The following is a 12,358-nucleotide window of genomic DNA, read 5'->3' on the forward strand; positions in this document are numbered from 1 at the left end:
TCGTCTGTGGACACGAAAGGACCTTCATGCGCGTCGTCATCGCCGGTGGACACGGCCAGATCGCCCAGCACCTCGAGCGCGAGCTGCAGGCCGCCGGGCACCAGGCGGTCGGCATGGTCCGCAGGGCCGAGCAGGTCCCCGACCTGGAGGACAACGGGGCCGAGGCCGTCGTCGTCGACCTGGAGGCCACCGACGTAGCGACCCTGGCCGGCATCGTCGAGGGCGCCGGCGCCGTCGTGTTCGCCGCCGGCGGTGGCGCCGACGGCAACGCCGCCCGCAAGGAGACCGTCGACAAGGGCGCCGCGATCATGCTCGCCGACGCCGCCGAACAGGCAGGAGTGCGGCGCTACCTGATGGTCTCGGCCATGGGCACCGAGAACGCCGACCCCGACAGCGAGGATGTCTTCCAGGTCTACCTGCGCGCCAAGCAGGCCGCCGACGACGACCTGCGTCGCCGCGACCTGGATTGGACGATCGTGCGGCCAGGAAGACTGACCGACGAGCCCGGCACCGGGCTGGTGCAGGTCGGCTCGCTGGATCGAGGCGAGGTGACCCGCGAGGACGTGGCGGCGGTGCTGGTGCACTGCCTGGACCGGGTGTCGACGGTCGGCAAGACCTTCGACCTCCTCAACGGCGAGCAGGAGATCGACGAGGCGCTGCGGCGGGTGTAGGTGCGCCAACTGCACACGTGCGACGTCGGCGCGCCGAATCGGCGTCGGACCGCGTGCCGGGTGCCGGGTGTGCAGTTGGCGCAGATTCGGCGGACCCGCACCCGACCGCCAAAACTCCACACTTGCGTGGGTTCACCGGCCGGATGACCGATATGTCCGGCACAAAACTTCGCAAGTGCGCGACTTTGGCACGCGAGGCGGACCTACACCACCGGCGCGACGGAGACCGCGACGAACCCCGGCCCCACGTGGGCGCCGAGGACCCCGCCCAGCTCGCTGACGTGCACCGGCCGGCCCTCGAGCGCGCCCTCCAGGCGGGTCGCGAGGGACGCCGCGAGGTGCTCGGCGCGCTCGGCGGCGGCCAGGTGCGAGACGGCGACATCCACGGTGCCGCCAGTCCCCCCGGTTCCACGGGTGCCGGCCTCGACCGCGAGGTCCTCGAGCCGGGCCAGGGCCCGCCCGGAGGTGCGGACGCGCTCGAGGGGGCCGACCCGGCCGTCCTGCAGGGCGAGGATCGGCTTGACCGCGAGCGCCGAGCCCAGCATGGCGCGGGCGGCGCCGATGCGGCCGCCGCGGCGCAGGTACTCCAAGGTGTCGACGTAGAACAGCGAGGTCGTGGCCAGCGCGCGCGAGCGGGCGGCCTCGGCGACGTCGGCGGGGGCGCCGCCGTCGGCGACCCGGGCCGCGGCGGTCATCACGGCGAAGCCCAGGCTCGGGCCGACCTGGCGGGAGTCGACCACCTCCACCGGGAGCGACGCCTCCTGGGCCGCCAGCTGGGCGGACTCGAAGGTGCCGCTGAGGTCGGCGGAGAGGTGGACCGACACCACGGCCGTCGCCCCCGACGCCGCGGCCTGCTCGTAGACCGCGCGCATCACGCGCGGCGTGGGGCGTGAGGTGCTGACCGGCACCTTCTCGCGCAGCGCCTTGGCGACGACGGCCGGCGAGGCCTCTTCGGAGCCCTCGTCGAAGGAGGTGGTGCCGATGACCACCTGCAGCGGCACCACGACCACGCCGTGCTCGTCGGCGAAACCCTCGGGCAGCGACGCCGTCGAGTCCGTGACGAGGGCAACGGGCATGTCGGCAACCTACCGACCGCGGCAACCGGCCTCACCCCAGCGCCAGCACCAGCTCCAGCACCCGTTCGGGGTCGTCGAGGTCGTCGCCGAAGAGCTCGCGCAGCCGGCCGACGCGGTAGCGCACTGTCTGCGGGTGCACGTGCAGCAGCTCGGCCACCTGCTCGCGACGGCCGCGGCACAGCAGCCAGGCGCGCAGCGTCTCGCCGAGCTTGTCCGCCGTGCTCTCGCGCACCTCGGCCAGCGGGGCCAGCGCGCGGGCGCGCAGGTCGGCCAGGGCCTGACGATCGGCGGCGAGCACCAGGCGCGGCAGCTCGGCGTCGGTGTCGCCGACCACCTCGAGCGCGCGGGCGCGCAGCGCGCGCTGGTAGGAGCCGCTCACCTCGCGCCACCCCACCGTCGGGCCCACGACCGCGCGGCGCCCCTCCAGGGCGCGCAGCAGCACGGCCCGGTGGACGTCGGGCACGACCAGCACAGCAGCCTCGGGGTCGTCGACGCCGGGCAGGTCCTCCACCGCTACCAGCGTCGCCGAGCTCAGCGCGGGCAGCACACCGCGCACCTGCGACGTCGGCAGCACCACGGCGGTCAGCGTGGTGGGCAGCGACCACTCGGCCCGTCGGGCGGCCACCTCGACGGTGGCCTCGGGGCTGCCGGCCAGGAGCTGGCGCGCCAGCCGCTCGAGCAGCCGCTGGCGCACCCGGCCCGAGTTCTCGAGCTCGTCGGCGTGACCGGCGGCGCTGGCGGCCGACAGCTGGTCGATGTAGGCGAAGACCAGCTCGGCGAAGGCGGCGACCTGCTCGGCGGGCAGCCCGGCCGCGACACCGCGCCCCGCCAGCGAACGCCACGCCACCCTCGCGCCCACCCGGTAGGCGGCGAGCAGCGCCTCCATCGACCGGCCCGAGCGCACCTCGCCCTGGCCCAGCCGGTAGGCCCCCTCGACCACGGTCTCGATGGCCTGCTGGCCCTCGGGCTCGATCCCGCGGCCGGCCAGCTCGAGGAAGCCGTCGAGGGCGAGGGCGACGGCCTGCTCGATGGTCGCGCCCATCGGGCCGGCGAACGCGTCGCGGTAGTCGGGCACCTCGGCGACGATGGCCGCCACCACCTCGGTTCCGGTGCGCCGCAGGTCACCCCGCATGGCCTCGGCCACCAGCGGTTGCAACGCCACCTCTGACTTGTTCACTGCGAACAAGAAACCGGGTCGAGTTCACCGTTCATGATGATGAGTTTACCTCCGGCAGCGGTCACGATGGAGTCATGGCAAGGATGCGGGTCCGCGACCGGGTCACCCGGGTCGCCGAGGCGGTCACCACGCCGCTGCTGCCCGCCGACTACCTCGACCTCTTCCACCCCCTGCGCTCCGGCGCGCCGCTGCGCGGACGCATCGAGCACGTCCAGCCCGAGACGGCCGACGCCGCCACCATCGTCATCCGCCCCGGCGCGGACTGGGCCGGCCACGTGCCCGGCCAGTACGTGCGCCTGGGCATCGACGTCGACGGCGTACGGCTGTGGCGGGCCTACTCGCTCACCCACGGCCCGCGCGCCGACGGCCGGATCTCGATCACCGTCAAGGCGGTCGCCGACGGCAAGGTCAGCCACCACCTGGTCCACGGGATGCCGGTGGGCAGCCTGGTGCACCTGGAGCAGGCCACCGGCGACTTCGTGCTGCCCCCCGAGGGCGGCAAGCTGCTCTTCGTCACCGCCGGGTCGGGCATCACCCCGGTCATCGGCATGCTGCGCAACCTGTTCCCGGTCACCGACGACGGCGTCGTTCGGCTCCCCCGCAGCGACGCCTTCGACATCACCGTGCTCCACGTCGCGCCGGGCGAGCCGCACTCGATCTTCGCCGCCGACCTGCGCGCCCTCGCCGCCGCCGGGGCCATCGACCTGATCGCCCGCTACGACGACGTGCACGGCGTGCTCGACGTCGAGGACCTGAGCCGCCTCGTGCCCGACCTCGACGCGCGTACCACCTTCGCCTGCGGGCCCGCCGGGCTGCTCGACGCCCTCGAGGCGCACCATTCCGGCCGCGGCTTGGAGCTGTTCACCGAGCAGTTCCGGCCCACCACCCGCGTCGTGGGCGAGGGCGGCACGGTCACCTACGCCCGCACCGGCACCGTCGTCGAGGCCGACGGCGCCACCGCCCTGCTCGACGCCGGCGAGGCCGCCGGCGTCCTCATGCCCAGCGGATGCCGGATGGGCGTCTGCTTCGGCTGTGTCCTGCCGCTGCGGCAGGGCTCGGTCCGCGACCTCCGCAACGGGGAGGTCACCACCGCCGAACCCGGCGACGGCGTCGTGGTGCAGACCTGCATCAACGCCGCCGCCGGTCCCTGCGAGCTCGAGATCTAGGAGACGACGCATGACCACGATCCAGAAGAAGGCCGCCAACCCCGCCGCCCACCTCTCCCCCGAGGACGTCGAGGAGATCGGCCGCCGGCTCGACGAGATCCGGCAGTCGGTGCTCGACACCCGCGGCGAGCGCGACGCCGCCTACATCCGCCGCGTCATCGACGCCCAGCGCAAGCTCGAGCTCGGCTCGCGCGCCGTGCTGCTCTTCTCGATCCTGCCGCCGGCGTGGGTGGTCGGCACCACCGGCCTGGCGATCGCCAAGATCATCGAGAACATGGAGATCGGCCACAACGTCATGCACGGCCAGTGGGACTGGATGCGCGACCCCAAGATCCACTCCACCACCTGGGAGTGGGACAACGCCTCGCCGGCCGACCAGTGGAAGCACTCCCACAATGAGCTGCACCACACCTACACGAACGTCGTGGGCAAGGACAACGACCTCGGCTACGGCATCATGCGCGTCGACGAGGAGCAGCGCTGGCACCCGATGTACCTGGCGCAGCCGCTGTGGAACTTCATCAACGCCTGCTTCTTCGAGTACGGCATCGCGGCCTACGACCTCGAGCTGGGCAAGAACCTGGCCAGCAAGAAGCGTCGCAGCAGCCCCGACTTCAAGGCGCGCGCCAAGGTGACGCTGAAGAAGATCCGCAACCAGATGACCAAGGACTACGTGCTGCACCCGCTGCTCTCGGGTCCCTCGGCGCTGACCACGCTGAGCGCCAACTTCACCGCCAACCTGGTGCGCAACCTGTGGACGCACTCGGTCATCATGTGCGGTCACTTCCCCGAGGGCGTCGAGACCTTCGAGAAGACCTCGATCGACGGCGAGACCCGCGGCGAGTGGTACCTGCGCCAGATGCTCGGCTCGGCCAACATCTCCGGCTCCCAGGCGATGCACTTCATGACCGGCAACCTGTCCCACCAGGTCGAGCACCACCTGTTCCCCGACCTGCCCAGCAACCGGTACGCCGAGATCGCCCCGCAGGTGAGGGCCCTCTTCGACGAGTACGGCCTGCGCTACCACTCCGCTCCCCTGGTCGCCCAGGTCGCCAGCGCGTGGCACAAGGTGTTCCGGCTCTCGCTGCCCAACGGCTTCATGGAGGCCCCGGCGTCGTCGGTGACGCTGCTGGCCACCAAGCGGGGCCGCCGCGAGCTGCGGCGCCGCCCGGCCGCGTAGCCACCGTCGAGCCGGGCGGCTGGGTCGGACCTGCCAGGATCGGCGGGTGCGCAAGCTCCTCGTCGCGGTCGTCGTCCTGCTGGTGCTGGTCGCCGCGGCCGACCGGGTGGCGGTCTTCGCCGCCGACCACGTCGTGGCGAGCCGGATCAGGACCACGCAGCAGCTGACGAGCGACCCGACGGTCGACATCCGGGGCTTCCCGTTCCTGACCCAGTTCGCCTCCGGTCGCTACGCGCACGTGACCGCCACGGCCAGCGAGGTGCCGGTCGCCGAGACCGGGCTAAAGCTGAGCCGGCTCGACCTGAGCTTCCGCGACGTCACCGCGAGCCGCGACTTCCGCACCTTCACCGCACGGGCCGGTCGCGCCACCGCCGTGATCTCCTACACCGACCTCGGTGCGGCGCTCGGCGTCACTCTGGGCTACGCCGGCGACGGACGCATCCGGGTCACCAAGACCTTCACCGTCGGCGGCGCGACGCTGAAGCCGTCGGCCACCGTGACGCCGCGCCTGAGCGGCGAGGTGCTCACCTTCGCCGACGCCACCATCAACGGCGTCGGCGAGCTGCCCGCCGCCGTGCAGGCCGTGCTGCGGCAGGCCTTCGGCAAGCGACTGGACCTCTCCGGACTGCCCTTCGACGTCCGGGTGAAGCGACTGGCGGTCTCCGACGCCGGGATCACGCTGACGCTCTCGGGCACCGGGCTGCGTTACACCGGCTCGTCCTAGGAGCGCACCGGCCGCAGCAGGTCCTCCAGCGCGTTCGAGCGGGACCGCTGGCGCGGGATCCTGGGTCTGCGAGCCCGGGCCCGCGGTGCGCGAACCGGTGCGGGCGCGGGGAAGAACAGCCCCCACAGCAGCAGGGCCGACAGCACGCTGGTCAGCAGGGCACCGATGCCCGCGGGCACCTGCAGGAAGCGTGCGACGTAGCCCATCGCGGGCAGACTGCCCACCGCGACGCCTCGCACCTGGTCCGGCGCGATCGTCCAGGCGTCGTCCGTCGCGTTGGCGTCGCCCTTGGTGGAGATGCCGGCCGCGGTGACCTTGACGATGCGGTGGGTGACCAGGTCGTCGTCGCCCTCGCCGTGGCTGAAGGTGATGACGCTGCCCACGGCGTAGGCCTCGTGACGCTTGATGAGCACCAGGTCGCCGCTGCGGTAGGTCGGCGTCATCGAGCCGGTATGCACGATGTAGGGCCGGTAGCCCGCGTGCCAGCCCAGACCGGCGTAGGTGAGCACGAAGCCCAGGCCGAACACCATCAGCACCTGGACGGCCCGTCTCGCCCAGAGCGCGCTGCCGGTCAGCACCATGTCGTCCCCCCTCCGCGGTGACCCGTCGGCCGGGCCCGAGCCCGGCCGACGGAGTGGCTCAGTTGTTGACGTCGTCGGGTCGGACGCCGTGCTGGGTCGCCACGATCTTGTAGGTCGCCAGCCTCGTGCTGGGCGCGCCCTGGGGGCCGGTCAGCAGCTTCGTGAACCCGAACTCCACGGTCGCGGTCTTGGTCGACCCGGACGGCAGTGCGCTGTAGAGCAGGATGGCGTGCGGTGCGCCGCACTCGGCGATCGGCGGTTGCGAGGCGCTCGTCGCCTCCTCGTTGCTGCCTCCCCAGCCCCTGCTGTCGACCTTGCAGTCGACACGGCCGGTGTCGTCGTAGCTACGGAGGTTGTTCGACACGAAGTGCGCGCCACCCTCGCTCGTGAGCTTGAAGTGGCCGTAGCGACCCAGAGCGTTCGAGCTCTGGTCCCCGGTCAGCGCCGACCCCGCGGGCATGACCATCCAGATGTCCTCCGGGGCAGTGCCGTCGTTGCGGAAGCTGACGGTCTGCGTCTTGTAGTCGCCGGGCAGGAGATCGCTGAAGTTCAGGGTGGTGCCACTGGGCGATGAGACCTTCACACTGCCCGTGCTGGTGTTGATCGACCCGTCCTTGCTGTCGGTGAAGTACGCACCGGTGGTGTGCACGGCCGCACCCACGAGCGCTGCGGAGCAGCCGAGCGCTCCGATGAACCCGGCGAGCCGGGCGGTCCTGGACTTGTTCACTAGGAAATCTCCCCTGTTGCGTGGCCGACCCCGTGCCGACACGTGAGGACTGTCACGTCACACGATCGAAACCTCAGCGAAACCTCAGAAGGAGTCCGATCCGCCCCGAATGTCGTCCCACTCGTCCGGTTCGCGGCCCGGTTCTTGCTGGGGATTTCCTGAACCCGCAAGGAGACGACCGTCTCACGGCAACCCACCTCGGGTGGCGTGAGCGAAGCGAGGCAGTGGATCTGGCACGCTGATCCGGTGTCGAGGAAGTCGATCGTGGTCACGATCATCGTCGTCATCGTGCTGCTCGTGGCCGACGTCGCCGCTGCATCCGTGCAGAACCACAAGGCGGCCGACGCCTTCGTCGCCAGCCAGCACCTGCCCGCCAGCCCGTACGTGCACATCAACGGCTGGCCGTTCGTGCTGCAGGGCATCCGCGGCAGCTACCGCTACATCACGGTGCAGGCCGACCCCGCCCGCACCAGCGGCGACGCGGACCTCGACGTGCACCCCATGCGCCTCTCGCTGTACGGCGTCCACACGCACGGCGGGTTCGCCGACGCCACGGTCGAGCGCGCGACGGGCACGGCCCGGATCGGCTACCGAAGCCTGAGCAAGGGGCTCGGCAAGCGGGTGGTGTTCGCCGGCGCCGACCGGATCAGCGTCACCTCGAAGACGACGGTCGACGGTCGCACCTACCGGCCCTCGGTCTCGGCCCGGCCCGAGGTCAGCGACGGCGCCCTGGTCTTCCATCAGGTGACGACCACCGACCAGAAGGGCCTCCCGTCCGCGGACCTGAAGACCCTGGAGCAGATCTTCTCCGGTCGCTTCGAGCTGGGCCGGTTCCCGTTCGGCGTCCACCCGACGAAGGTGACGATGCTCCCCGAGGGCATGGTCTTCCGGGTCACCGGCCACGACCTGCGTCTCGGCTGATGCGCCTCTCGCCGCGGTCCTGGGTGCCGGCGGACGTCGAGACCAAGGTCGGCGCGACAGCGTCGAGGGTCGCCGGTGCCGAGGACGCCGACGTGCTGGCGCTGCTCGACGGCCTGGTCGAGGAGAACCACCGCATCCACGACGTCGAGTGCCTTAACCTCAACCCGGCCACGAACGTGATGAACCCGCGCGCCGAGGCGATGCTCTCCGCCGGGCTGGGCACGCGGGCGTCGCTGGGCTACCCCGGGGAGAAGTACGAGACCGGGCTGGAGGCGATCGAGGAGATCGAGTCGGTCGCGGCCGCGCTGGTGGCCGAGGTGTTCGATGCCGGATTCGCCGAGGTCCGGGTGCCCTCGGGCGCGATCGCCAACCTGTACGCGTTCCTGGCCACCTGCCGGCCCGGCGACACCATCGTCGCGCCGCCGGCGACGATCGGCGGTCACGTCACCCACCACACCGCCGGCGCCGCGGGGCTCTACGGCCTCGAGGTGGTGCCGGCGCCGGTGTCGGCCGACGGTTACACCGTCGACGTCGAGGCGCTGCGCGAGCTCGTGCACCGCGTGCAGCCGGCGCTGATCACCGTCGGTGGCAGCCTCAACCTTTTCCCGCACCCGGTGGCCGAGGTGCGCCAGGTGGCCGACGAGGTGGGCGCCCGGGTGCTCTTCGACGCCGCCCACCTGTGCGGGATGGTGGCCGGCGGCAGCTGGCCGCACCCGCTGCGCGAGGGTGCCGACCTGATGACCATGAGCACCTACAAGAGCCTCGGCGGCCCCGCCGGCGGACTGGTCGTGACCGACGATCCCGACCTGGCCGAGCGGATCGACCAGATCGCCTACCCCGGTCTCACCGCCAACTTCGACGCCGGCCGGGTGGCCGCCCTGGCGGTGACGATGCTCGACTGGCGCGCCCACGGCCGGGCGTACGCCGCGGCCATGGTGGCCAACGCCGCGGCCCTCGCCGCGGCTCTGACCGAGCTCGGCGTGCCCCTCTTCGCCGCCGCGCGCGGCGCCACCCGGTCGCACCAGCTCGCGGTGCTCGCCGCCCGCTACGGCGGGGGGCAGACTGCGGCCCGACGCCTGCGCCGGGCCAACCTGCTGGCTTGCGGCATCGGCCTCCCGGTGGCGGCGGACCTGCTGGTGAATGGAGACCTGGCCGGCCTGCGCCTGGGCACCCCGGAGATCACGCGCCTGGGCATGGGCCCCGACGACATGCCCACGCTGGCCGGCTTCATCGCCCGCGGACTCGGCGACGACCCGGAGTCCGTCGCGCCGGAGGTCACCGCCTGGCGCAGCGGGTTCTCAGGCGTGCACTTCACGGTCTGAAGCTGACTCGGTACGCAGAACGGGCCAGATCGGACGGTGTCTGCCCGAAACTCGTCTCGGCGACCGCTTCTGGAGCGGATTTCCGGGGGGTTTTGCCGGGCACCCGGCAAAACCCCCGCCACCGAGATCTGGACCCGGGAGGCCGTGGGGACACTCCAGGCACATCGGACTGTGACCCCACGGAACTCGTCTCATCGACCGTTTCTGGAGCGAAATTCGGGGGGTTTTGCCGGGCACCCGGCAAAACCCCGCGCCGCCGAGACCGCCCAGAACCCGCCCCGCCTCACCCCGTGACGACGTTGACCAGTTTCGGAGCCCGGACGATCACCTTGCGCACCGTGGCGCCCTCCAGCGCCTTCTGCACCGCTGGGTCGGCCATCGCCGCGGCCTCGAGGTCGGCGTCGGAGACGTCGGCAGGGACCTCGACGCGGCCGCGCACCTTGCCCTGCACCTGGACGACCGCGGTGACGGTGTCCTCGACCAGCAGCGCCTCGTCGTAGGTCGGCCAACTGGTGCGGGCGATCGGCGGCTGGTGGCCCAGCCGCTCCCACATCTCCTCGGCCACGTAGGGCGCCACCAGCGACAGCAGCTGGGCGACGGTCTCGGTGGCGGCGCGGACGGCGGGGTCGGCGGCACCGCCGGCGTCGATCACCTTGCGGGTGGCGTTCACCAGCTCCATGACGCGCGCCACCATGACGTTGAAGCGGTGGCTCTCCACCAGCTCGGCGGCGTCGTGCACCGTCCGGGCGCGGGCCTTCTGGAGTGAGACGTCCCCGCCGTCGACCGTCCCCGGAGCGCTGGTGACGTCGCCGGAGAGCCGCCACGCCCGCTGCAGGAACCGCAGCGACCCCGCGGGCGACATGTCGGCCCAGTCGATGTCGTCCTCGGGCGGGCCGGCGAAGACCAGCGTCAGCCGTACGGCGTCGACGCCGAACTCCTCCAGCTGCGCGCCCAGGTTGACGCCGTTGCCCAGCGACTTCGACATCTTCTTACCCTGGTTGATGACGATGCCCTGGTTCAGCTGCGCGGCGAACGGCTCCTCGAAGTCGACCATGCCCATGTCGTGCAGCACCTTGGTGAAGAACCGCGCGTACAGCAGGTGCAGCACCGCGTGCTCGACGCCCCCGACGTAGATGTCGCACGGCATCCAGGCCCGCACCAGGTCCTCGTCGAACGGGCCGTCCTCGAAGTGCGGCGAGCAGTAGCGCAGGAAGTACCACGAGGAGTCGACGAAGGTGTCCATTGTGTCGGTGTCGCGCTTCGCCGGGCCGCCGCACTGCGGGCAGCTGACGTTGACCCAGTCGTCCGCGGCGGCCAGCGGCGAGACGCCCTTGGGCTTCAGGTCGGCGCCGCGCAGGTCGGGCAGCTGCAGCGGCAGCTCCTCGTAAGGCACGGCGACCTCGCCGTCGGTCGGGCAGTGCACGATCGGGATCGGCACGCCCCAGTAGCGCTGCCGCGAGAGCAGCCAGTCGCGCAGCCGGAAGTTCACCGTGCCCTCGCCGACGCCGTCGGCCTGCAACTGCTCGATGACCGTGCGGATGCCGGTGGCCTTGTCGCTCAGCCCGTCCAGCGGCCCGGAGTTCACGTAGCTGCCGTTGCCGGTGGTGGCGACGAAGCTGACCGCCGGGTCCTCCTCGCCGGTGTCGACCACCATCCGCACCGGCAGCCCGAACTCACGGGCGAAGTCCAGGTCGCGCTGGTCGTGCGCGGGGACGGCCATGATCGCGCCGGTGCCATAGTCGGCCAGCACGTAGTCGGCCGCCCACACCGGGACCTGCTCGCCGGTCACCGGGTTGGTGGCAGTGACGCCCAGGTCGACGCCGGTCTTGGGCCGCTCGGTCGACATCCGCTCGATGTCGGAGGCCTTGCGCACCTGCTCCACGTACGCCTCGTAGGCCGGCCGCTGCTCATTGGTGACCAGCTCGGCGGCCAGCTTGGCATCGGCCGCGACCACCATGAACGTGGCGCCGTAGAGGGTGTCGGGCCGCGTCGTGTAGACCGTGACGACCCGATCGCCCACCACGAAGTCGACGTGCGCACCCTCGGAGCGGCCGATCCAGTTCCGCTGCGCGGTGACGACGCGCTCGGGCCAGGTCGCCTCCAAGTCGTCGAGCCGGTCCAGCAGCGCCTGGGCGTAGTCGGTGATCTTGAAGTACCACTGGCTCAGCTCGCGCTTGGTGACCTCGGCGCCGCAGCGCTCGCAGCGGCCGTCGACGACCTGCTCGTTGGCCAGCACCGTCTGGTCGTTGGGGCACCAGTTCACCGGCGCCAGCTTGCGGTAGGCCAGCCCTCGCTCGCGGAACTTCAAGAACAGCCACTGCGTCCAGCGGTAGTACTCGGGGTCGGAGGTGTGCAGCCGCCGGGTCCAGTCGAAGCCGACCGCGTAGCGCTTGAACGACTCGTACTGGGTCTCGATGTTGGCGTAGGTGTAGGTGGCGGGGTGCTCGTCGTTGCGGATCGCGGCGTTCTCCGCGGGCAACCCGAAGGAGTCCCAGCCCATCGGGTTGAGCACCTCGAAGCCGCGCAGCTTCCAGTAGCGCGAGATCACGTCGTGCAGCGCGGTGACCTCGGCGTGACCCATGTGCAGGTCGCCACTGGGGTAGGGGAACATCGTCAATGCGTAGCGCTTCTCCGCGGCCGAGTCGTCGTCGGCCTTGAACGGCTCCAGCTCGTCCCACACCGGCAGCCACTTCGCCTGCACGGCCGCGACGTCGTAGCGGTCGGCCTCGGACGGGTCGGCACGGAAGGTGTCCTGCTCGCTCATCTGGTCGCTCTCTCTCATCTGCTCCTGACATGACAAAGCCCTCCACATG

At 71.5% G+C, this 12,358-nt stretch carries 11 protein-coding genes; 6 read left to right on the plus strand and 5 right to left on the minus strand.

All coding sequences use genetic code 11. The annotated features are described in order from the left end of the window. Positions 1-26: 26 nt before the first annotated feature. Positions 27-671 carry an SDR family oxidoreductase gene (locus D9V37_RS06725; RefSeq protein ID WP_121805374.1) on the plus strand — a complete coding sequence of 215 codons (645 nt, stop codon included), beginning with the start codon at positions 27-29 and terminating at the stop codon, positions 669-671. Between the two features lie 203 nt (positions 672-874). On the opposite strand, the gene D9V37_RS06730 is transcribed toward D9V37_RS06725, so the two are convergent. Beyond that, a complete protein-coding gene (locus D9V37_RS06730) occupies positions 875-1,747 on the minus strand; it encodes a DegV family protein (protein WP_121805375.1) in 873 nt (290 codons plus the stop codon). A 31-nt stretch (positions 1,748-1,778) separates the two neighbouring features. Continuing rightward, entirely contained in the window at positions 1,779-2,909 is a 1,131-nt protein-coding gene (locus tag D9V37_RS06735) for a PucR family transcriptional regulator (RefSeq protein ID WP_232524791.1), read from the minus strand. Positions 2,910-2,998: 89 nt separating this feature from the next. Here D9V37_RS06735 and D9V37_RS06740 point away from each other — a divergent pair, with 89 nt between their 5' ends. From D9V37_RS06740 to D9V37_RS06750, 3 genes are read left to right on the plus strand one after another with little or no spacing between them, the layout of a single operon-like run. Continuing rightward, the gene (locus D9V37_RS06740; RefSeq protein WP_121805376.1) at positions 2,999-4,090 is read left to right on the plus strand and encodes a ferredoxin reductase; all 1,092 of its coding nucleotides are present in this window, start codon (positions 2,999-3,001) and stop codon (positions 4,088-4,090) included. A gap of 10 nt (positions 4,091-4,100) precedes the next feature. Further along, positions 4,101-5,270, plus strand: coding sequence for a fatty acid desaturase family protein (locus D9V37_RS06745; protein ID WP_121805377.1), 1,170 nt, complete (start codon positions 4,101-4,103; stop codon positions 5,268-5,270). Between the two features lie 46 nt (positions 5,271-5,316). Then, positions 5,317-5,994 (plus strand): LmeA family phospholipid-binding protein, encoded by a 678-nt coding sequence (locus D9V37_RS06750; protein WP_158604396.1) that lies wholly within the window; start codon positions 5,317-5,319, stop codon positions 5,992-5,994. Here D9V37_RS06750 and D9V37_RS06755 read toward each other — a convergent pair. Together D9V37_RS06755 and D9V37_RS06760 are read right to left on the minus strand one after the other, a co-directional pair. Then, positions 5,991-6,575 carry a signal peptidase I gene (locus D9V37_RS06755; protein WP_121805379.1) on the minus strand — a complete coding sequence of 195 codons (585 nt, stop codon included), beginning with the start codon at positions 6,573-6,575 and terminating at the stop codon, positions 5,991-5,993. The two genes, D9V37_RS06750 and D9V37_RS06755, sit on opposite strands and share 4 nt — an antisense overlap. A gap of 58 nt (positions 6,576-6,633) precedes the next feature. Further along, the gene (locus D9V37_RS06760) at positions 6,634-7,302 is read right to left on the minus strand and encodes a hypothetical protein (protein WP_121805380.1); all 669 of its coding nucleotides are present in this window, start codon (positions 7,300-7,302) and stop codon (positions 6,634-6,636) included. Between the two features lie 246 nt (positions 7,303-7,548). Here D9V37_RS06760 and D9V37_RS06765 point away from each other — a divergent pair, with 246 nt between their 5' ends. Then, entirely contained in the window at positions 7,549-8,223 is a 675-nt protein-coding gene (locus D9V37_RS06765) for an LmeA family phospholipid-binding protein (protein ID WP_158604397.1), read from the plus strand. Beyond that, positions 8,223-9,545, plus strand: a complete 1,323-nt coding sequence (locus D9V37_RS06770; protein ID WP_121805382.1) for a serine hydroxymethyltransferase — start codon at positions 8,223-8,225, stop codon at positions 9,543-9,545. Before D9V37_RS06765 ends, D9V37_RS06770 begins: the two co-directional genes overlap by 1 nt. A 283-nt stretch (positions 9,546-9,828) precedes the next feature. Here D9V37_RS06770 and leuS read toward each other — a convergent pair whose 3' ends face one another. Further along, positions 9,829-12,309, minus strand: a complete 2,481-nt coding sequence (gene leuS, locus D9V37_RS06775; protein ID WP_121805383.1) for a leucine--tRNA ligase — start codon at positions 12,307-12,309, stop codon at positions 9,829-9,831. Positions 12,310-12,358 lie beyond the last annotated feature (49 nt).

This window comes from Nocardioides mangrovicus (genome assembly GCF_003674065.1).
GTDB classification, from domain to species: domain Bacteria; phylum Actinomycetota; class Actinomycetes; order Propionibacteriales; family Nocardioidaceae; genus Marmoricola; species Marmoricola mangrovicus.

What these genes read in the sequence shown, in the direction of transcription:
- D9V37_RS06725 (WP_121805374.1), top strand. Translation starts at nt 27, where the DNA reads ATGCGCGTCGTCATCGCCGGTGGACACGGCCAGATCGCCCAGCACCTC.
- D9V37_RS06730 (WP_121805375.1), bottom strand. Translation starts at nt 1,747, where the DNA reads ATGCCCGTTGCCCTCGTCACGGACTCGACGGCGTCGCTGCCCGAGGGT.
- D9V37_RS06740 (WP_121805376.1), top strand. Translation starts at nt 2,999, where the DNA reads ATGGCAAGGATGCGGGTCCGCGACCGGGTCACCCGGGTCGCCGAGGCG.
- D9V37_RS06745 (WP_121805377.1), top strand. Translation starts at nt 4,101, where the DNA reads ATGACCACGATCCAGAAGAAGGCCGCCAACCCCGCCGCCCACCTCTCC.
- D9V37_RS06755 (WP_121805379.1), bottom strand. Translation starts at nt 6,575, where the DNA reads ATGGTGCTGACCGGCAGCGCGCTCTGGGCGAGACGGGCCGTCCAGGTG.
- D9V37_RS06770 (WP_121805382.1), top strand. Translation starts at nt 8,223, where the DNA reads ATGCGCCTCTCGCCGCGGTCCTGGGTGCCGGCGGACGTCGAGACCAAG.
- leuS (WP_121805383.1), bottom strand. Translation starts at nt 12,309, where the DNA reads ATGAGCGAGCAGGACACCTTCCGTGCCGACCCGTCCGAGGCCGACCGC.